At 73.2% G+C, this 19,532-nt stretch carries 20 protein-coding genes and 1 other RNA gene; 5 read left to right on the top strand and 16 right to left on the bottom strand.

Translation table 11 applies throughout. The features are described from left to right. Positions 1 to 156: 156 nt before the first annotated feature. The 3 genes from IEZ00_RS18840 to IEZ00_RS18830 all read right to left on the bottom strand — a co-directional run bounded on the left by IEZ00_RS18840 (position 157) and on the right by IEZ00_RS18830 (position 3,093). The gene (locus IEZ00_RS18840) at positions 157 to 840 is read right to left on the bottom strand and encodes a response regulator (protein ID WP_189224575.1); all 684 of its coding nucleotides are present in this window, start codon (positions 838 to 840) and stop codon (positions 157 to 159) included. Beyond that, the gene (locus IEZ00_RS18835; protein WP_229795877.1) at positions 837 to 2,063 is read right to left on the bottom strand and encodes a sensor histidine kinase; all 1,227 of its coding nucleotides are present in this window, start codon (positions 2,061 to 2,063) and stop codon (positions 837 to 839) included. The genes IEZ00_RS18840 and IEZ00_RS18835 overlap by 4 nt, the downstream gene beginning before the upstream one ends. 169 nt (positions 2,064 to 2,232) lie before the next feature. Continuing rightward, complete coding sequence (locus IEZ00_RS18830; protein WP_189224574.1) at positions 2,233 to 3,093, bottom strand: helix-turn-helix transcriptional regulator; 861 nt, start codon at positions 3,091 to 3,093, stop codon at positions 2,233 to 2,235. 102 nt (positions 3,094 to 3,195) lie between these two features. Between IEZ00_RS18830 and IEZ00_RS18825 the strand changes: the two genes are divergently transcribed. Beyond that, positions 3,196 to 3,942 (top strand): SDR family oxidoreductase, encoded by a 747-nt coding sequence (locus IEZ00_RS18825; RefSeq protein ID WP_189224573.1) that lies wholly within the window; start codon positions 3,196 to 3,198, stop codon positions 3,940 to 3,942. A 52-nt stretch (positions 3,943 to 3,994) separates the two neighbouring features. Here IEZ00_RS18825 and IEZ00_RS18820 read toward each other — a convergent pair whose 3' ends face one another. After that, entirely contained in the window at positions 3,995 to 4,357 is a 363-nt protein-coding gene (locus tag IEZ00_RS18820) for a VOC family protein (protein ID WP_189224572.1), read from the bottom strand. 123 nt (positions 4,358 to 4,480) lie between these two features. On the opposite strand from IEZ00_RS18820, the gene panB reads away from it, so the two are divergent. Together panB and pip are read left to right on the top strand one after the other, a co-directional pair. After that, a complete protein-coding gene (gene panB / locus IEZ00_RS18815; protein WP_189224571.1) occupies positions 4,481 to 5,338 on the top strand; it encodes a 3-methyl-2-oxobutanoate hydroxymethyltransferase in 858 nt (285 codons plus the stop codon). A 35-nt stretch (positions 5,339 to 5,373) separates the two neighbouring features. Further along, on the top strand, positions 5,374 to 6,309 hold the full coding sequence (gene pip, locus IEZ00_RS18810) for a prolyl aminopeptidase (RefSeq protein ID WP_189224570.1): 936 nt from the start codon (positions 5,374 to 5,376) through the stop codon (positions 6,307 to 6,309). On the opposite strand, the gene IEZ00_RS18805 is transcribed toward pip, so the two are convergent. The 11 genes from IEZ00_RS18805 to IEZ00_RS18755 all read right to left on the bottom strand — a co-directional run bounded on the left by IEZ00_RS18805 (position 6,281) and on the right by IEZ00_RS18755 (position 17,190). Continuing rightward, a complete protein-coding gene (locus IEZ00_RS18805; RefSeq protein WP_189224569.1) occupies positions 6,281 to 7,051 on the bottom strand; it encodes a helical backbone metal receptor in 771 nt (256 codons plus the stop codon). The genes pip and IEZ00_RS18805 overlap by 29 nt on opposite strands. 4 nt (positions 7,052 to 7,055) lie before the next feature. Then, complete coding sequence (gene npdG / locus IEZ00_RS18800; protein ID WP_189224568.1) at positions 7,056 to 7,727, bottom strand: NADPH-dependent F420 reductase; 672 nt, start codon at positions 7,725 to 7,727, stop codon at positions 7,056 to 7,058. Positions 7,728 to 7,739: 12 nt separating this feature from the next. After that, a complete protein-coding gene (locus IEZ00_RS18795; protein WP_189224605.1) occupies positions 7,740 to 9,143 on the bottom strand; it encodes an RNB domain-containing ribonuclease in 1,404 nt (467 codons plus the stop codon). Positions 9,144 to 9,164: 21 nt separating this feature from the next. Beyond that, positions 9,165 to 9,350, bottom strand: a complete 186-nt coding sequence (locus IEZ00_RS18790) for a hypothetical protein (protein ID WP_189224604.1) — start codon at positions 9,348 to 9,350, stop codon at positions 9,165 to 9,167. A 94-nt stretch (positions 9,351 to 9,444) separates the two neighbouring features. Next, positions 9,445 to 10,047: a hypothetical protein gene (locus IEZ00_RS18785; RefSeq protein WP_229795876.1), complete on the bottom strand. Its 603-nt coding sequence runs from the start codon at positions 10,045 to 10,047 to the stop codon at positions 9,445 to 9,447. Positions 10,048 to 10,067: 20 nt separating this feature from the next. After that, complete coding sequence (locus IEZ00_RS18780) at positions 10,068 to 11,075, bottom strand: C40 family peptidase (protein WP_189224567.1); 1,008 nt, start codon at positions 11,073 to 11,075, stop codon at positions 10,068 to 10,070. Between the two features lie 2 nt (positions 11,076 to 11,077). Then, positions 11,078 to 11,686 (bottom strand): hypothetical protein, encoded by a 609-nt coding sequence (locus tag IEZ00_RS18775; RefSeq protein WP_189224566.1) that lies wholly within the window; start codon positions 11,684 to 11,686, stop codon positions 11,078 to 11,080. After that, positions 11,686 to 13,569 (bottom strand): hypothetical protein, encoded by a 1,884-nt coding sequence (locus IEZ00_RS18770; protein WP_189224565.1) that lies wholly within the window; start codon positions 13,567 to 13,569, stop codon positions 11,686 to 11,688. Before IEZ00_RS18770 ends, IEZ00_RS18775 begins: the two co-directional genes overlap by 1 nt. After that, complete coding sequence (locus IEZ00_RS18765; RefSeq protein ID WP_189224564.1) at positions 13,566 to 16,460, bottom strand: ATP-binding protein; 2,895 nt, start codon at positions 16,458 to 16,460, stop codon at positions 13,566 to 13,568. The genes IEZ00_RS18770 and IEZ00_RS18765 overlap by 4 nt, the downstream gene beginning before the upstream one ends. Beyond that, the gene (locus IEZ00_RS18760) at positions 16,435 to 16,908 is read right to left on the bottom strand and encodes a hypothetical protein (RefSeq protein ID WP_189224563.1); all 474 of its coding nucleotides are present in this window, start codon (positions 16,906 to 16,908) and stop codon (positions 16,435 to 16,437) included. The genes IEZ00_RS18765 and IEZ00_RS18760 overlap by 26 nt, the downstream gene beginning before the upstream one ends. A 3-nt stretch (positions 16,909 to 16,911) precedes the next feature. Next, positions 16,912 to 17,190 carry a hypothetical protein gene (locus tag IEZ00_RS18755; protein ID WP_189224562.1) on the bottom strand — a complete coding sequence of 93 codons (279 nt, stop codon included), beginning with the start codon at positions 17,188 to 17,190 and terminating at the stop codon, positions 16,912 to 16,914. A gap of 504 nt (positions 17,191 to 17,694) precedes the next feature. Between IEZ00_RS18755 and IEZ00_RS18750 the strand changes: the two genes are divergently transcribed. After that, on the top strand, positions 17,695 to 17,919 hold the full coding sequence (locus IEZ00_RS18750) for a ParB family protein (RefSeq protein ID WP_229795875.1): 225 nt from the start codon (positions 17,695 to 17,697) through the stop codon (positions 17,917 to 17,919). A gap of 82 nt (positions 17,920 to 18,001) precedes the next feature. Here IEZ00_RS18750 and rnpB read toward each other — a convergent pair. After that, an RNA gene (gene rnpB, locus IEZ00_RS18745) (RNase P RNA component class A) lies at positions 18,002 to 18,399 on the bottom strand. Positions 18,400 to 18,621: 222 nt separating this feature from the next. Here rnpB and ssuE point away from each other — a divergent pair. Beyond that, a complete protein-coding gene (gene ssuE / locus IEZ00_RS18740; RefSeq protein ID WP_189224560.1) occupies positions 18,622 to 19,167 on the top strand; it encodes an NADPH-dependent FMN reductase in 546 nt (181 codons plus the stop codon). The last annotated feature ends 365 nt before the right edge of the window (positions 19,168 to 19,532 follow it).

The raw sequence follows: 19,532 nt of genomic DNA, 5'->3' as shown, positions 1-19,532 counted from the left end.
CGCTTCCGTGCCTCGGGTAGTAGTTACCGGCCCTGCCAACCCCGTCGGGTAGTACTTGCCCACGCACCAGGGGGGCGACCCGCCGTCCTTGGCGACCTGCCGCGCGGCGAGCGCGCTTTTAAATCCTCCAACGCTCAGTTCACCGTGCCTGAACGCTCAGTTCACGGTGTCCGGAGGTTCGACTCGCGGGGTGACCAGGCCGGTCTCATAGGCGACGACGACGGCCTGGACGCGGTCGCGCAGGCCGAGCTTGGCCAGGACGCGGGCCACGTGGGTCTTCACGGTCGCCTCGGACAGGTGCAACCGCTTGGCCAGTTCGAGGTTGCTCAGCCCGCGCGCCAGCAGGCGCAGCACCTCCAGCTCGCGCGGGGTCAGCGAGGACAGGTCCCGGTGCACCGGGGGCGCGTCCTCGTTCCGCCGGGCGAACCGCTCGACCAGCCTGCGGGTGATGGTGGGGGCCAGCAGGGCGTCGCCGGAGCGGACCAGCCGGACCGCCGCGACCAGCTGCTCGGGGCTGACGTCCTTGAGCAGGAAGCCGCTGGCCCCGGCGGTCAGCGCGGCGTAGACGTAGTGGTCGAGGTCGAACGTGGTCAGGATGATCACCTTCGGGTCGTCCGCCGCCCCGGTCAGCACGCGCCGGGTCGCCTCGAGGCCGTCCAGCTCGGGCATCCGCACGTCCATCAGCACCACGTCCGGCCGGGTGCGGCGGACCGCCTCGACGGCCTCGGCACCGGTCGCGGCCTCGGCGACCACGTCGATGCCGTCGGCGGCGAGGATCATCCGGAAGCCGGTGCGCACCAGCGCCTGGTCGTCGGCGACCACCACGCGCGGGCCGGTCACGGGGCCTCCAGGGGGATCAGCGCCGTGACGCGGTAACCCCCGGCGGGGCGCGGCCCGGCGCGCAGGGTCCCACCGTAGACGGCCAGGCGCTCGCGCAGGCCGAGCAGACCGAGCCCGTTGCCGGAGGTGGACCCGTCCGGCTCGCCACCGGTGTCGGTGACCTCCACGCGCAGCCGGTCCGCGCCGTAGTCGACGGTCACCTCGGTGCTCGCGCCTGCCGCGTGCTTCACCGCGTTGGTCAGCGCCTCCTGCACCACCCGGTAGGCGGCCAGCCCGACCCCGGAGGGCACCGGGCGCCGCCTGCCGCGCACGGTCAGCTCGACCGGCACCCCGGTGTCGCGCACCCGGCCGACCAGGGCGTCGAGCTGGTCCAGGTCCGGCTGCGGGGCCAGCTCCGCGGCGGTGTCCGGCGCGAGCAGGCCCATGACGTGCCGCAGCTCGGCCATCGCCGCCCGGCCGCCCGCCTCGACCGCCAGCAGCGCCTCGCGGGCCTGCTCGGGGGCGGTGTCCATGACCTTGCGGGCGGCCCCGGCCTGGATGACCATCACGCTGACGTTGTGCGTCACCACGTCGTGCAGCTCGCGGGCGATGCGGGCGCGCTCGCGCTCGGCCGCGCGGCGCACCGCCTCGGCCTGCTCGCGCTCCAGCGCCGTGAGCTGCCGCAGGCTCTCGTCCGTGCGCAGCTTCCACGTGCGCAGGCCGTTGGCGGCTACCACGATCGGCACCAGGACCAGCATCGTCACGTACTTGGTCGGCACGGTCGGCAGCGTCGTGTTCCCGGCCAGGCCGACCGCGGCGACCGCGCCCACCACGCTGGCCAGCGCCCATCCCCGGTGCGGGCTGTAGGCGGCGGCGCTGTAGGCGGCGATGACGCAGGCGTAGAAGGTGAGCCTGGCCCCCTCCGGGGGCGTCAGCAGGGTCGCGGCCAGCACGACCCACAGCACCGCCAGCGGGTAGCGGCGGCGCAGCGCCAGCGGCACCGAGGCCGCGACGGCCAGGAAGACGCCGAACGCCACCACTTCCGGGGTGGGCGTGGCCATGACCGGCAGGCCGCCGACGACCGAGGGGACGAGGTCGTCGGCGCGGTCGAGGGCGTAGTCGACCGTGCCGACGCACACGACCAGCGCCAGCGCCGCGTCGAAGGCGTAGCCGCGCCAGGTCGGCCGCGGTATCGGCCCCGGTGGGCCCAGCAGCAGCCCGGCCCAGTGCCGCAGTCGTTCCACCGGCTCATTCTGGTCGACCGCCGCGCCCGCGCGGCATCCCCCGAGATGATCATCCGCGTACACCGGACGCCTACGCCCCCAGGATGACGCGCCGGCAAGTACTACCCGGCGTGGTCCTGGGGGCCGGTAACTACTACCCGCCCACGGCGTCACCCCGGGCGGGTAGTAGTTATGCGCTCGGTGGGAGCCCTCGGGTAGTACTTGCAGGTGCGGGGATGGAGGCGGCCCAGCTCGCCAGCAGGCGCAGGCGCTCCTCGCTCGGCGAGCCCACCGGGGCGGCGTAGGTGTTGATCGTGATGTCCGGGTCGTCCGCGAGCACCAGCGTCTCGTAGTTCAGGTCCAGGTCCCCGACGACCGGGTGCCGCATCCGCTTGACCCCGTGGGTCTTCTCCAGCACCGAGTGCTGCGCCCACAGCTTCCGGAACACCTCGTCCTTCACCGACAGCTCCTCCACCAGCGCGGTCAGGCGCTCGTCCTCGGGGTGCCGCCCGGCGTCCAACCGCAGGAACGCGACGGTCTCCGCGGCGATCCGGTGCCAGTCGCGGTAGAAGGTGCGCGCCGCGGGGTTCAGGAACGTGTAGCAGACCGCGTTGTGCATGGACCGGGGCAACTCCTCGAAGCTGTAGAGGGCGCCCGCCAACCTGTTCCACGCCAGCACGTCCGTGCGGCGCCCCATGACGAACACGGGCATGTCGCCCATCATCTCCAGCATCCGCCGCATCCCCGGCCGCAGGCGCTGCGGGGCCGGGCGCTTGCGGGGCGCGGGGCGAACCAGGTTGCGCAGGTGCAGCCGCTCGGTCCCGTCCAGGCGCAGCACGCGCGCCACGGCGTCGAGGACCGCGTCCGACACGGCGGGCGTGCGCCCCTGCTCCAAGCGCATGTAGTAGTCGACGCTCACGCCCGCCAGCAGGGCCAGCTCCTCCCGCCGCAGCCCCGGCACGCGCCGCCTGCCGCCGCCGGGCAGGCCCACGTCCTCCGGGCTGATGCGAGCTCGGCGGGAGCGCAGGAATTCCCCCAGTTCGTGGCTCACGCAGCCAGTATGGCCCGGTCGCGAGCGCCGAACCTAGCCCTGCCGGACCTAGGGAAAAGCGGAGCCAACGGACCTCCGCGCCACCCGCCCCAAGGTTGGGCCATGACCACTCACGACCTCAGCAACCGCACCGCCGTCGTCACCGGAGCCGCCAGCGGCATCGGCGCGGCCACCGCCGTCGCGCTGGCCCGCTCCGGCGCGAAGGTGGTCCTGCTGGCCCGCCGCGCCGACCGGCTCGCCGAGCTGGCCGCCGGGATCACCGCCGAGGGCGGGCAGGCGCTCCCCTTCGCCGCCGACGTGACCCGCGACTTCGACACCGCGCCGATCCGCGACGCCTTCGGGCGGGTGGACATGGTGGTGAACGCGGCGGGCGTCATGCTCGTCAACCCCTTCACCGACAGCCGCACCGACGAGTGGGCGCGGATGCTGGACACGAACCTCGCGGGCCTGCTGCGGGTGACCGACACCTTCCGGCCCGACCTCGTCGAAGCCGCCCAGGAAGGCCCGGCCGACCTGGTGAACGTCTCCTCCATCGGCGCCCACCTGACCCTCCCGACCTTCGCCGTCTACTCGGCCACGAAGGCCGCCGTGACCCACCTGTCCGCCAACCTGCGCACCGAACTGGGGCCGCTGGGCGTGCGGGTGACCAACGTCGAGCCCGGTGTGGTCGACACCGAGCTGTCCCAGCACATCGACAACCCGGAACTCGTGGCGCAGCTGCCCGCGGTGTTCGCCGGGGTCCAGCCGCTGTCCGCCGAGGAGGTGGCCGACGCCATCGGGTACATCACCAGCCTGCCGCGCAACGTCAACCTGCCGCAGGTCGTCATCCAGCCGACCAGCCAGTTCTGACCGGCCGGGTCCGACCGGCCAGGTCCGACCGGCCAGGTCCGACCGGCTGAGCTCAGCCCGCCACGCGGCGGCTGAGCAGGCAGAACTCGTTGCCCTCCGGGTCGGCCAGCACGTGCCAGCTCACCTCGCCCTGGCCGATGTCGACCCGGCGGGCGCCCAGCGCCTCCAGGCGCTCCAGCTCGGCGGCCTGGTCGCGGTCGGTGGGGCTGACGTCGACGTGCAGCCGCAGCTTCCGCACCTTCGGCTCGTCGACGGGCTGGAACAGCAGCGTCGGGTGCTGGTCGGGCAGACCTATCTCCACCGAGCCGTCGTCGTCGCGGCCGAGCACCCGCCAGCCCAGCACTTCGCACCAGAAACCGGCGAGCGCTTCGGGATCGGTGCAGTCCAGGACGAGTTCCGTGATGCGGCAAGCCACGGCGTGTGAGGCTACTCGCACCGGGTGCACATCGCGGCCCGCCGGTGTCACGCTGGTCGGGTAACCGTGCAACGAGACCCGGAGACCCGCGACGGCGCGGGCTTCGAGGGAGGACGGTCGGCGATGACCTCAGCGGCTGAGGTGGCGGCGCCCTACGGCAGCGGGGCGGGCAACCAGGCCCCCGCCAAGCGGGTCCGCATCCACCACCTGCAGGAGCTCAAGGAGCGCGGCGAGCCGTGGCCCATGCTCACCGCCTACGACATGTACACCGCCGAGCTGTTCGACGAGGCGGGCATCCCCGTCCTGCTCGTCGGCGACTCCGCGTCGAACAACGTCTACGGGTACGACACGTCCCTGCCGGTGACCGTCGACGAGCTGATCCCCCTGGTCCGCGGCGTGACCCGCTCGGTGAAGCGGGCGCTGGTCGTGGCCGACCTGCCCTTCGGCTCCTACCAGGTGTCGGTCGAGCAGGCCGTGGCGACCGCCGTGCGGTTCATGAAGGAGGGCCGCGCCCACGCGGTCAAGCTCGAAGGCGGACGCCACTTCGCGCCGCACATCGAGGCCATCGTCAACGCGGGCATCCCGGTCATGGCCCACATCGGGTTCACCCCGCAGAGCGAGCACCAGCTCGGCGGCTACCGGGTGCAGGGCCGCAACGACAAGTTCGAAGCCGTGGTCGCCGACGCGCTCGCCGTCGAGGCGGCCGGGGCGTTCGCCGTCGTGCTGGAGATGGTCACCTCCGAGGTGGCCAAGCAGATCACCCACGAGCTGCGCATCCCGACGGTGGGCATCGGGGCCGGGCCGGACACCGACGCGCAGGTGCTGGTCTGGCAGGACATGCTCGGGCTGCGGCGCGGCCGGGCACCCCGGTTCGTCAAGCGGTACGCCGACCTGGCCGGGGTGATGACCTCCGCGGTCCAGCAGTTCGCCGCCGAGGTCCGGGGCCACCAGTTCCCCGGCCCGGAGCACGCCTTCCACTGATCGCGGTCGGGGCGGGGTCGGGCAGAGTAGGGGGCATGTACCCCGAGATCGAACCCCACGAGCAGGGCCTGCTCGACGTCGGCGACGGGCACCGCGTGTACTGGGAGGTCAGCGGCAACCCGGAGGGCAAGCCGGTGGTGTTCCTCCACGGAGGACCCGGCGGCGGCAGCACGCCCGGCCACCGCAGGCTGTTCGACCCCGCCGCCTACCGGATCGTGCTGCTGGACCAGCGCGGGTGCGGCCGGAGCACCCCGCTGGCCAGCGAGCCCGGCGCGGACCTGTCCGCGAACACCACCTGGCACCTGGTCGCCGACCTGGAGCTGCTGCGCGAGCACCTGGGCATCCAGCGGTGGCAGGTGTTCGGCGGGTCGTGGGGCAGCACGCTCGCGCTGGCCTACGCCGAGACCCACCCCGAGCGGGTCACCGAGCTGGTGCTGCGCGGCGTCTTCACGCTGCGGAAGAAGGAACTCGACTGGTACTACGGCGGCGGCGCCGGGTTCCTGTTCCCCGAGCTGTGGGAGAAGGTCGTCGCGCACGCGCCCGACGGGGACGTGATCGGCACGTACTCGCGGCTGCTCAACGACCCCGACCCGGCCGTGCACGAACCGGCCGCGGTGGCGTGGAGCGTGTGGGAGGGCTCGACGGTCACGCTGCTGGAGCGGCCCGATCTCGTCGCCCACTTCGCCGAACCCCAGTACGCCCTGGCGTTCGCCCGGATCGAGAACCACTACTTCGTCCACAAGGGCTGGTTCGAGGAGGGGCAGCTGATCCGCGACGCGGGCAAGCTCGCGGGCATCCCCGGCGTGATCGTGCAGGGGCGCTACGACGTGGCCACGCCCCCGGTGACCGCGTGGGAGCTGCACCAGGCGTGGCCCGGCTCGGAGCTGGTCATGGTGCCCGGCGCGGGCCACGCCTACGACGACCCCGGCATCCTCGAAGCGCTCATCGCAGCGACCGATCGATTTCGCTGAGCAGCGCGGCCCTGGCCGCCACCAGTGACGGGCCGTACCAGGTGAGGTGGCGCCCGGAGACGTGCACCGGTGTCATGCCGGGGAACGACTCCGGGCCGTCCTCGGGCGTGAACCGGTACGGCTCGTCGGGCAGCACCACCAGGTCCGCCCCGCAGGACCGCAGCTCGGCCAGCGGCGGGCGCGGGTAGCGCTCGGGGTGGTCGGCGTAGGCGTTGGCCACCCCCAGCCGCAGCAGCACGTCACCGGCGAAGGTGTCCCGGCCGACCACCACCCACGGCCTGCGCCACACCGGCACCACCGCCGTGGCCCGCACCGGTTCGCGCTGCCGCCACAGGGTTTCCGCCTCGACCAGCCACCCCGGCTCCACGTCCCAGGCGGTGGCCAGCAGGCGGCGCAGCGACCCCAGCGCGGCCAGGACGGTCGCGGGCGCGGCCGTCACCCACACCGCGATCCCGTTGGCGCGCAGCCGCTGCACGTCCTCGGGCCGGTTCTCCTCGCTGTTGGCCAGCACCAGGTCCGGCGCCAGCGCCAGCACCCGGTCCACGTCGGGGTACTTCGACCCGCCCACCCGCGCCACGTCCAGCTCCGGCGGGTGGGTGCAGTAGTCGGTCGCGCCGACCAGCACCGCCGGGTCGACGGCGTCGGTGAGCACGGCCTCGGTGAGCGAGGGCACCAGGCTGACCACGCGGCGCGGCGGGCCGGGCAGCGGGACCGGCTCGCCCAGGTCGTCGACGGGGATCACGGGGTCAGGGCAGGTCGGTGATCCGCAGGCCCGCGTGGGCCTTGTAGCGGCGGTTGATGGCGATCAGGTTGGCGGTGAACGCCTCCACCTGGTGGGCGTTGCGCAGCCTGCCGCCGTAGACGCCGCGGAAGCCGGGCACGGTGTCGGCCAGCGCCCGCACCAGGTCGGTGGCCTCGCGGTCGTCGCCCAGCACCAGCACGTCGGAGTCCAGCTCGGTGACCGACAGGTCGGCCAGCTTGACCGCGGAGACGTGGTGGAACGCCGCGACCACGCGCGAGTCCGGCAGCAGCGCGGCGGCCTGCTGGGCGGCGCTGCCCTCCTCCACCGGCAGCGCGAACGGCCCCTGCTTGTCGAAGCCCAGCGGGTTGACGCAGTCGATCACGACCTTGCCCGCCAGCGGCTCCCGCAGCGACCGCAGCAGCTCGGCGTGGCCCTCCCAGGGCACCGCCACCAGCACCACGTCGGCCCGCTCGGCGCAGGCGGCGTTGTCCGCGCCGCTGACGTGGTCCACGCCCGCCGCGTCGCGGACCTCCGCGGCGGCGGCCTCCGCGCGCTCGGCCCCGCGCGAGCCGATGACCACGGTCAGCCCGGCCTTCGCCCAGCGCAGCGCCAGGCCCCTGCCCTGCGCCCCGGTTCCGCCCAGGACGCCGATGGTGAGTTCCCCGATCTCCGTCACCGGGCCATCACATCACACGCGCTCGAAGACGACCTTCCGGCGCTCGGGGTCGGCCTCCACCAGGCGAACCGCGATCCGCTCGCCCTCGGGCAGGTTCTCGCCGGTGCAGCGGCCCATCACCGGTGGCTGCGGGGTGAACACGTCCGCGCCGTTCGCGTCGGCGCGCAGCACCACCGCCTCGAACCGGTGGCCCACCCGGTCGGCCAGCACCCACGCCTCCACCTGGTCCAGGCACGCCCGCTCCACCTTGGCCGCCAGCGCGTCCGACCCGCCCATCAGCCCCGGCAGCCGCGGCAGCGCGGCGCGCAGCCAGTCCGGCACCTCGCGGCCCGCCGTCACCGCCAGGCACACCTCGGCGGCGAACCGGTCCACCAGCCGCCGCAGCGGCGCGGTGACGTGGGTGTAGGGGGCGGCGACGCCTGCGTGCGTGGTGACCGCCGGGATCTCGCCGTCGAACGCGGTGTAGCCCGCGCCGCGCAGCAGCTTGGTGGCGTCGACGAACAGCGCCAGCGACTCGGGCCTGCTCGGGTCCAGCCCGGCCAGCAGCCGCGACGGCGTCACCTCGGCGGGCCAGGGCACGCCCAGCGCGTGCGCGGAGCGGCGCAGCGCGGACACCGCCTCCCCGTCCGCGTCCGGCAGCGTGCGCAGCACGCCGACCCGCGCCTCCAGCATGATCTTCGCCGCGGACATGCCGGTCAGCAGCGAGATCTCGGCGTTCCAGGAGTCCACCGCGGCCCTGGGGCGCACGGCCAGCTTCCAGTCGCCGTCGCCGTTGGGCACGATCTCCTGCTCGGGCAGCTGCAGCTCGACCGCGCCCCGGTCGACCGCGCGCTCGCGGCGCAGCGCGCCGAACTCCGGCAGCGCCGCCACCGACGGGTGCGCGGCGCCCCCGTCGAACGCCGCCTGCACGCCCTCGTACTCGAACTGCGCGGTGGAGCGGACCACCGCCCGTCGCACCCGCACGTCGACCGGCTCGCCGTCCGCGTCGCACTCGAAGGTCCACAGCACCGCGGGCCGGATCTGCCCCGGCAGCAGGCTCGCCGCGCCCTCTGACAGCTCGGTCGGGTGCAGCGGCACGTTGCCGTCGGGCAGGTACAGCGTCTGGCCACGCCTGCGCACCTCGGCGTCCAGCGCGCCGTCCGGCGGCACGAACGCGCCCAGGTCGGCGATGGCGTAGTGCACCCGGAAACCGCGTCCGGCGCGCTGGACCAGCAGCGCCTGGTCGAGGTCCTTGGCGCCGGGCGGGTCGATGGTCACCAGCGGGAGGTCGGTCGCGTCCTCGCGGTCCGCGCCGTCGAACCCGGCGGAGACCGCGCGCCGCGCTTCGGCCAGCGCGTCGGCCGGGAACTCCTCGGGCAGCGCGAACTCGCGCCGGATGCCGGTGAAGTCCAGGTCGGCGCGGCCGGTGCGGATCACCACGGAGGCCACGCGTGCACCTTAACGCGCGTTCCACTCCTCGTCGGCCTCGTCGGCGGCCTTCGTGCGCTCGCGGGCGATCTCCAGCGCCCGCGCGGCGGTGGCCCGGTCGGGGTAGGGGCCCATCCGGTCCATCGCCCGGCAGCCGAGGCCGTGCTCGGGCTCGCGGTGGGTCAGGCAGTAGTACCAGGCGTCCGGGTCGACCATGCCGTCAAGGTTGGCACGCCGCGTGTCCGCTGTCATGCCAGGAGCGTCTGCAAGTACTACCCGACGGGGGTCGGGTAGTACTTGCAGACGCCGGTCACCACTTCCACTTCTTGCGCGGGGCCTGGGCCGGGACCTGGGGCGGGGCCTGGGGCGGCACGGGCAGCGGGCCCGAGGGCGGGCCCTGGTACGGGCCTGGGTGGGGACCGGGGTGGGAGCCTGGGTGCGGGCCGGGCTGGGGGTGCCCCTGCGGCGGGAAGCCGCGCGGCGGGGTGTTCTGGGTGGCGTTGGCGAACTCGGCCGGGATCGGGTCCAGGCAGGACACCAGCACCACGCGGTTCTCCGGGTCCTCGATGCGCTTGCCGTAGCGGTCGCGGTAGACCAGCTCGCCGTCCGAGTCGATCTCCGCGATCGCGCCGACCTCGGCCAGCTGGTCCTCGTCCAGGTCCACCAGCCGCTCCCGGCGGGAGGGCACCACCCGGTACACCGGCCACCTCAGGTGCGCGTAGGACCGGTGGAACTCGGCCAGCAGGTGCGCCATCTGCTGCTGCCACGGCAGCGGCATGGCCTCCACCAGCGACCGGGGCAGCACCGCGTAGTGCTGGTCCACCCCCGGCGGCTGGGAGCTGAGGTAGTCCCTGGTCGGCGTGGTGGAGGCGGGCGGTCCCGCGGGGCGCTGGATGGGGTCGGGGGTGAACATCAGTGCCTCCCTCGCACGACTTACACGCCCGGCCGGACGGCCAGCGGCATCAGCTCGTGGTAGTCCCAGTTGATCTTGCTGATCTTCACCACGTCACCGGTCTGGGGGGCGTGGATGTACTCGTCGTTGCCCAGGTACATGGCCACGTGGTGCACGCTCACCGGGTTGGCCGGGTTGGTGGCCCAGAAGATCAGGTCGCCCGCCTTGGCCTCGCGCACCGGCAGGTGCGCCCCGCCGGACATGTACTGGTCGTTGGCCACGCGCGGGATCTTCACGCCCACGCTGGCGAACGCCTTGACCAGGATGCCCGAGCAGTCCCACTGGTCGGGCCCGTTGCCGCCCCACTGGTACGGCTCGCCGAGCTGCTGCTTGGTGAACTCGATCGCCCCGGCCGCCACCGAGGACGCCAGCAGGAACTGCCCCGCCGCCTGGCCGCAGCCCGCCGGGTCGACCACGTCGCCCAGCTCGCCGATCAGGAAGGCCGCCATGGCCTCCCAGTTGTGGTACCGGTCCGGGAACGCCGAGCGCTCCACGGCCTGCGCCGAGTCGCCTGGCCTGCGCTCCTGCCAGTTCGGCACGGCCTCCAGCACGTCGTAGAACTTGTTGATGGCGTAGATCGGGTCCATGACCTGCTCGGGCGTGCCCCAGCCCATCGACGGCCGCATCTGGAAGATGCCCAGCGAGTCGCGGTCGCCGTAGTCCAGGCTGCGCAGCCCGGACTCGGTCATGCCCGCCTGGATGGCGATCTGCCAGGCCAGCGGCGGCAGCTTGCGCTCCTGCCCGATGGAGATGATCTTGGCGACGGTGCCGCGCTGCTCCTCGTTCAGCCTGCTCGCGTCGTGCCTGCCCTTCTCCGCGCCACCGCCCTCCCACGGGCCGATGGCCGCGTTGCAGCCGACGTTGCGGATGCCGAACGCGCCCCCGCCCTCGGTGGGCGTGGTGCCGCTGATCACCGTGGACACGCCGTTGGTGACGGCGACCGCGACCACGGCCACCACCGCGGTGACCACCAAACCGACCTTCAGCATCCTCAGCCCACCCTGCTGTACTTGTGCACGCGCCAGCCCTCGGGCAGCTTCACCACGGTCAGCACGAGCTTGCCGGTCTCCAGCGCCGCTTCGAAATCAGCCGAATCGGTGGTCGCCCCCGTCCGGGTGATGGGGCCCTTGATCTCGTTCGGCACGTTGGCCGGGTCGACCGACTGCAAGGTGGGCAGCAGCTCCTTCGACGTCCACGGCTCCAGCCCCTTGAGCCACTGCTCGTTGCTGGTGCCCGGCGGGTGGTCGACCCAGGCGTCCACCCAGTTCTCCGCGGTCAGCTGCACGTCGCCGGGCAGCTGGACGGCGGAGGAGGGCGGCGGGGTCGTGGGGCTGGGCGCCTTGGTGGGCAGCGGGCTGGAGGTGACCGAGGGCAGCACGCCGATCTGGTTGCCCGACGGCGGGGGCGCGGCCGGGGTCGAGCCGCCCGCCGGTGGTGTCGCGGACTTCGAGCCCACGGTGTTGGGCAGCACCACGCTGAGCGTGGCCACCAGCGCGGCGAAGCCCACGATGGTGGCGACGAGGTGGTTGGGTGAGCGCAGCGGCCAGCCCCACAGCCTGCGGTAGACCGCGGCCCGGCCCCGGTTGGTCCTGATCGGCATCAGCTGTCCCTGACTTCCAGCCCGCGCGACGGCCGGTAGATCACGTGCACCTGCCGCCCGGCCACCACTTCCGTCTCAGCCCGCCGCGGTCCCGGCACCACCGGGCTGTCCGCGGCCCTGGCGAAGGCGCCGGTCACCCGCGAGGGCACCAGCACCGCGTCGTCGACCCGGTCCCAGCCGCGGTCGGCCACCGGCGGGGCGTCCACCAGCCTGGACCCGCCCGCGACGGGCAGCGCCTGCGTCGGGCCGCCGTAGCCGCCCGCGGGCAGCGCCGCCACACCCGCGCCGCCCGACGCGGCGGGCAGCTCGCCCGAGGCGGGCCGCCGGTCCAGCCGCTGCGCGGTGGCCACCACCGGGTTGGCCGCCTCCGGCCGCACCCGCCGCCGGTCCCGCTGCGGCACCTCGACCTCGTCCGGGTCGCTGTCGCGCACCGTCTCCCAGAACTCGTCCTGCGGCGACGGGCCGGGCTTGCGCTTGCGCAGGCGGGAGAGCAGGCCGCCGCTCATCGGCAGCGCGTTGCTGGCCGAGCCGACCGACATCTCCACCATCTGCCACATCCGCCGCATCGGCTTGCCGATCACGAAGCAGACCAGCGTGAGCATCAGCGCCAGCAGCGTCCTGGTCAGCAGCGACAGCCCGCCGGCGTTGAAGATCGCCTGCAGCATCAGCGCGTGCGTGCCCGCCAGCACGGCCAGCACCAGCACGTTGAACACCGTCGCCGCCGCCGCCCGGCCCACCTTGCGCAGCAGGTCGTGGTGGATCAGCGCGACCAGGCCGATCAGCGGCCCGGCCAGGGTGAGGATGCGCAGCAGCAGCTGCGCCAGCAGCACCGCGGCCTTGGCGAACAGCTGGAACAGCGAGAACGCCACCGCCTGCAGCAGCGACAGGAAACCCGCGCCGGTGCGCCCGCCGTCGGCCCCGGTGAAGTAGCCCTTCACCGGCCCCAGCTGGCTGCCGATGGCCTTGTACTCGTTCCTCTTGGCCTCCAAGGCGGCCTGGTCGCCGTCCTTGTGCTCGGCCAGCTCCTGCGTCGTCCACGCCTGCGTGCCCAGCAGCCGGGGGCCGAACTCCTTGGCCTGCGGCGCTTCCGGCGAGCCGAACTCGCCGCGCAGCCAGCTCTGGTAGACCACCGCGTCGTGCAGCCGGGACGGCAGCACGTGCAGCGTGCCCTGCTCCTCCGGGGCCTCGATGAACCCGGCCTGGATCTCCGAGGTCTTGGTCACCAGCGTGCTGTCGAGCAGGTTGTAGAACTGCGGCAGCGCCAGCGTCGAGGTCGCCAGCCACATCGCGGCCAGCGCCCACAGCCCCCGCTTGCTGATCGAGGCCAGGTCGCCCTGCCAGATCTGGCGGAACATCAGCACCGCCAGGATCAGCGCCACCAGGCCGAACCAGCGCAGGTAGACGTTGTCGTAGACCTTCTGCACGCCGCTCTTCACCGCGTCGTCCAGCGGCACCAGCAGGCCCCGGCCCATCACCGTGTAGTGCAGCGCGTTGGTCGCGCCCACGATGTTCTTGCCGATGTTGAACAGCTCGTTGCCCATCCAGGTGTCGATCACCGCGGCGGTGTCCGGCAGCTGCAGGCAGCTCTCCTGGTAGACGTGCCACACCATGCCCGCGTACCCGTAGGTCAGGTACGGGGTGTCCTTCAGGCCGTTGCCGATCGGCGGGTCCAGCGCGCCGACCATGCCCGAGCCGGGGCGCTCCGGGTTCGGGGCCTCGCCGCAGGCCGCCGCCTGCGCCGCCGGGGCGCCGATGACCACCTGCAAGCCGAGGACGGCGGCCACCAGCAGCACGGCGCGCGCGCGGGGGCGGGGACCGCGCTTGAAACGCCGCCGCGCGTAGAGCGCGACGGCGACCAGCGCCACCAGCGACAGCAGCGTCATGCCCGTCCTTCCCGGCCGGTGCGGCGGTTTCCTCCCTCGCCGTGCGCGGAGTCGACCAGCTCGTCGACCAGCCCGACCTCCAGGTCCGCGGCCAGCTCGTCGTCGTAGTCGTCCGGGTAGCCGTCCGACGAGGCGGCGGCGGGCGAGCTGTCCTCGGTCCGGGCGAACGGGTCCTGCCTCGGCGCGGAGACCTCCACCTCGGCGGGCAGCCTGGTGTCGCGCAGCGCGTCCGGCGTGGTGTCCAGCGCGTTGCGCAGGTGCTCCAGGTGCGGACCGGAGAAGTCGATCCGGATGCGCTCCACGCCGCCCGCGCCGTCGGCGAAGATGAACTGCCGGGGCGCGCGGTCGCGCTCGGTGGCGTTGCGCGCGCCGCCGGGGCGGCGGCCCAGGCTGGCCACCACCTGCTCGTAGCCCGCCCCCACCGGCACCTTCAGCAGCCGCAGCGCGTCGGCCTGCGCCTGGTCGTCGTCCAAGCGGCCGACGAACACCGAGTCCAGCAGCGCCACGAAGCCCTGGATCTTGAGGAAGTCCGCGGGGATCTGCGAGGACAGCAGCACGCGGACGTTCCACTTGCGGGAGTCGCGGGCGAACCGGTTCATCAGCACCCGGCCGGTGGGCACCTCGGACAGGAAGAACGCCTCGTCGATCCAGACGCCCTTGCGCAGGTCCTTGGGCCGCTCGTAGATGGAGCGCTGGGTCAGCCACGCGGCCAGGTTCAGCATCTCCACGCCGAGCGCTTCCGCGTCGGTCCAGTGCTCGCGGCCCACCCCGTCCTTGGGCAGGTTCAACCCGGCCATGGTCAGCACGGTGAGCCGGTCGTCGCGCTGCTCGCGGTAGGGGTCGGCGTCCTGCTCGGGGATCAGCAGCGACATGCGCTCGCGCATCTCGTCGAGGAAGTCCGCCACCACCACCGCGTGCTCGTGGTGCTCGCTGGCGTCCCGGCGCAGCGCCTCGAACACCTGGCCGGGGTGGGCGTCGGGACGGCCGCCGACCGTGCGCACCGCGCGCAGCAGCACGATCCGGGTCTGCGGCAGCCGGGCCACCTCGTACGGCAGCAGGCCGGTCAGCGCGTCCAGCACCAGGCGGCGCCGGGTGGCCGCGGCCAGCGCGCGCTCGCGCCGCCACGCCCGCTCCGGGTCGTCCTCGTCCAGGAAGTGCTCCAGCAGCGGCTCGGCCACCACCCGGTAGGGGTTGAGGATGCCGGGCTGGGCGTTGAGCAGGTTGATCAGCCGGGCGTGCGGGCGCAGCTCGGGCAGCTCGCACAGCGCCGCCAGCGGGCCGGACGGGTCCAGCAGCGTCCAGTGCGCGCCCGCCCGCAGCGTCTTGTAGACGATGCCGCCGCCCAGGAACGACTTGCCCGCGCCCAGACCGGCGACCATCGCGGTCAGGCCCGAGGCGTCGCGCAGCTCCTGCGCCATCCACGGGTCCCAGGCCACCGGGCGGCGGGTCGCGGTGCAGGTCTCGCCGAGCAGGATGCCGCGCCGGTCGCCGACCTCGGCGGTGGCCGTGGGCACCGCGCTGGCCGCCCACAGCACCGAACCGCGGCGCAGGTAGGCCGAGGACGACAGCGGCTCGCCGGGGATGAACTCCCGCGCCAGCGCGTACTGCGCCTCCGGGTGCTCGATGGCCACCTTGGGCTTGTAGAGGTCCAGCAGCGCCTGCGCCAGCCGCAGCGCCTCGCGCTCGGTCGGCCCGGACACCGCCAGCCGCCACCAGCTGCGCACGCGGGTGCCCAGCGAGGTGAAGCCGGAGGTCATCTCGTCGTCGATCTCCAGCACCCGGCTCGCCTGCCGGGCCAGCGACTGCGGCGGCTCCAGCTCGTGCTCGTCGGTGTAGTGCCGGACCTGCGAGCGGACCTTGTTCATCTGCCGCTGCAGCTCGCCCGCGACCTCCTCCGGCCTGCGCACGTAGATCCGCGCCGACCACTCCACCGCGGCGGGCAGCCGGTCCGAGCGCTGCACCCACGGGTCGTCGACCTCGGGGATCTGCAGGCCGTGCATCAGACCCACGGTGAGCACCGCCACGTGGCGCTTCATCCCGGCGTTGGAGCCGGTGCGCCCGCGCACGGTGACCGTCGGCGAGTACGGCTCCTGGTGGAAGTCCGCCGCGTCGGTGAAGCTGGCCAGGTCCTCCGGCTCCCAGGGGGCGCCGGGCACGGCGGGCAGGTTGCGCGGCGCGGGCAGGCCCAGCGAGCACGACCGGTGCATCAGCCAGGACATCTCCTCGGCGGTGGCCGGGCGGCCCTCCAGGCCCGCCGAGCCGATCACCTGGTCCAGGTGGTCGACCTCGGACTCGATGGCCACCAGCTCGGCGTCCACCGCGTCCGGGAAGACCTTGCGCAGCACCGGGGCCGCGCGCTCGACCGCGCGGTCCATCATGTTGCGGGTCTGCACCTGGACGCCGAGGTAGACCTCCTTCTCCGCCATCGAGCGGCCCATCAGCTGCTGCTGCTCGCCGACCATGTAGTCGTCGAAGCTGAGCGTGCCGGGGGTGTCCGGGAGCCGCCGCACCGCGTTGTGCACGTGCGCCTCGGCCCACATCCTGATCGGGTACGGGCGCGTGGTCACCCGCAGGTGCATCCAGCGGCCCTGCAGCTCGGCGTACTGGCCCGCGATGGCCGCGATCAGGTCCTGGCGCTGCGAGTCCGACCGGAACGACCAGCGCTGCGGCGCCAGCTTGTACCAGGCGTAGACCTCCTGGCCGGTGCGCAGCAGGTGGCCGTCGATGCTGCGCGCGGCGATCGACGGCGTGTAGCTGGGCACGGCCTGCTCGCCCGGCAGGCGCCTGCCGCGCTTGCTGTAGACCTTGCGGTCCTGCCCCGCGGCAGCAGCGTGCTGGGCGACGTGCTGGGCCGCGGAGCGTCGGTCACGGTCTCGCCGGCGTCCGAACACCGCGAACCTCCTTCTTACGGCGGTCTGGCTGCCTGCGCTGGGATCGGGCGCTCGCGGCAGCGCGCTGCACACCCCTTGGACGTTTGCGCGGCCGCTGCTGGTTGACCCGGATTCGCGCGGCGCTGGCCGCGCCCCCGGCGCCGGAGGTCCGCTCGCGGGGCGCGGTCAGCTCCCGGACCCACATGGTCAGCACCGCGGACAGCGGCCGCTCGTGGCTGATCCGGGAGGTGATGAACCTGGTCAGGATGATCGTGCCGACGAACGCCCAGGCCGTGCTGAAGAAGCCGAACCCGACGCCCACCTGCCGCTCGACCGTCATGATCAGCAGGAACACCGCGATGCCGACACCCCACGCGACGTAGCGGGCACGCCACGGGAAAGTCGCCTTGGGCGGGCCGAGCCAGACGGCGTCGACCCGGTAGACCTCGTCGTCAGTGCGTACCCGCAAGGGTCACCCGCCGGTGAACAGGCCGGCGATCCACTGGCCGATGTTGGCGCCCGCGTTCGTGGTCACGGCCAGCCCGATGATCGCCAGCGCGATGATGACGCCGCCGAGGCGGCGCATGACCCCGGCGTTGTCCCCCTTGCCGCCGCCCAGCCACAGCAGCAGCACGGCCACGGTGAGCAGCAGCAGGGGCACCAGGTTGTCGAGGATCCACTGGCGCACGCCGCCTGTGCCGAAGGTTGGCCCTTGCTGCTGGGCGAGTGTTACCAGGGTCATGGCGGTCATCTCGTACTCCTGAGTACGCGGGACTTCGCCGGACGGGCCGAGGGGGGCACGCCCGGTTGGTGCGCTATCGAGTAGAACACGTCTTCGTCACGAGGTGTATCGCTCGCTGAGCGCTCGGTAGGTCAAGGCCCGTTCCCCTCGCACTGGATTACGTCTAATCTGACCACGGACATCATGGGGTGGGGGGAGCGGGTGGAGAACCGGGAGCACCGGATTCTCCCGTTTGCTGGGACAGTTCACCTGACTGCGAACACGCTGGTCACGCACCGTGTGCACGACCCCGGCCCCCTGTCCGCCCGCCAGCTCGACTGCCCCGTTCGACCGGATCACCGTTGGTCCGTTCGGGTCAAAACCCGACAGGGACGACTCCGAGGAGGCGCCCGCATGGCACACCCACCCGAAGCCACGCCCGAACCAGCCGCCGGAGTGAACGAGATCACCACGCCGGTCCCTGGTTCGGCCACTGATCAGGTTACCGGGAGCGAGCGGTCCACGGGGCGTCGGGTGCAGCGGACGGTCAACTTCGACCAGGAGGTGCTGGAGCGGGCCCGCGCCGCCGCGACCCACCTGGCGGCCTACGAACCGGCGGCCGGGGTGCGCAGCCTCGCCGACATCGTCAACCCCGCGGTGGCCGCCTACGTGGCCGAGCTGGAGCGGGAGTTCAACCGGGGCGAGGCGTTCCGCCCGGTGCATCGGATGCCGCCGGGACGGCCGGGCAAGCGGACGTGAGCCGGTGCCGTGAGCCGGTCCGGAAAACCGCCCGTTCGGCGGTAACCCGTCGGAGTCGACCCTCTGGAGGCGGCCCGAGGGGCGGAGGAGTCGGCATGTAAGCCGGATTCTGTTCGCGGGCGCCTCTCGGCGGCCCCGCTCGACGGCCATCCATCTGGGCCTGCCGTCGCCGACAGGCTCGTGCGGCCTACCCGCAGGCATCGGACGGGCCGCCCTCGATCGCCTGCGCAGGTGCCTGAGCACCCTCTTGGCCTTGCTCCGGGTGGGGTTTGCCTAGCCGCTCCCGTCACCGGGAGTGCTGGTGGTCTCTTACACCACCGTTTCACCCTTGCCCCGGCTCGCGCCGAGGCGGTCTGTTCTCTGTGGCACTGTCCCGAGGGTCACCCCTGGTTGCCGTTAGCAACCACCCTGCCCTGTGGAGTCCGGACTTTCCTCGGCGGCGGACCGGGGGCCCGCCGACGCGGCCGTCCTGCCGACTCATCCGCCCGCACAGGATAGAGGACCCCGTCCCGGGTGCTGGAACCCGGCTCCCGCACCCTTGTCGCGGTGGTCGAGGACTGCTCTACTCCCGGCCATGGCAGGAACAGCGGGGCTGACCCGCCGCCGCCACGTGGACTACGGCCGAACCGCCGCCGCGATCTGTCGCCGCTGACGCTTTTTACCTCGTGATCCGAGCCTTCTCCCAGTGAGGTGTCAGCGACCATGTCGACCGTTCTGGTGATCTCCGGCAGTCCCTCCCCCGCCTCGCGCGCGGGCGTCCTCGTCTCCCACGTGGAAGACCTGCTCACCGAGGCGGGACACGGGGTGAAGACCCTGCACGTGCGGCAGCTGCCCACGCTGTCGCTGCTCACCGAGGACCTCCAGGACCCCGAGATCGCCGACGCGATCGGCGCGGTGCTGCGCGCCGAGGGCATCGTGGTGGCCAGCCCGGTCTACCGGGCGGCCTACAGCGGGCTGGTCAAGGCGCTGCTGGACCTGCTGCCCAAGAAGGCGTTGCGGGGCAGGGTGATCCTGCCCCTGGCCACCGGCGGCAGCCAGGGGTTCCTGGTGGCGATGGACTACGCGCTCAACCCGCTGCTGGCGGGCAAGGGCGCGGACACCGTGCTGCGCGGCGAGTTCGTGCTGGACCAGGACGTCGTCGGCGGCGACCTGACCCCCGGCGCGGCCGAGGCGGTGCGCGGGGCGGTGGACCGGTTCGCCACCGCGCTCGACCGCGCCCGGTTCCGCCGCCTGCGCCCCACCGGCTGACCCACCCCCGCGAGTCGAACGCTCAGGACCCCTGAGTTCGTCGTTCGGGTTGGGTTATCCAGCAAAACGGCGCTCGCCGCGCGGCAGGTCGCCAAGGACGGCGCTCGCGGGCACCCCGCTGCGCGCTCTCCGCGCGCCCCCCTGGTGCGTCGGCAAGTACCACCCGACGGGGCTGGGGAGGCCGGTGGCTACTACCCGAGGCATGGAAGCGGGGCGCGCGAGCGCGGGCTGGGGCGCGGAAAGCGCGGGTCAGGGCGCGACAGTGCGGGTCGGGGTGCGCGAATGTTGAATTCGGGGGTTCTGAGCGTTCGACTCGCGGGGGCGACACGCCCGACACGCCCATAGGTGGGTGACACCGGGGGCGG

The organism is Saccharothrix coeruleofusca (genome assembly GCF_014648515.1).
In the GTDB taxonomy this organism is placed as follows: Bacteria; Actinomycetota; Actinomycetes; order Mycobacteriales; family Pseudonocardiaceae; genus Actinosynnema; species Actinosynnema coeruleofuscum.
The sequence above is the reverse complement of the archived record's forward strand: the minus strand, read 5'-3'. Positions and strand labels throughout refer to the sequence as shown.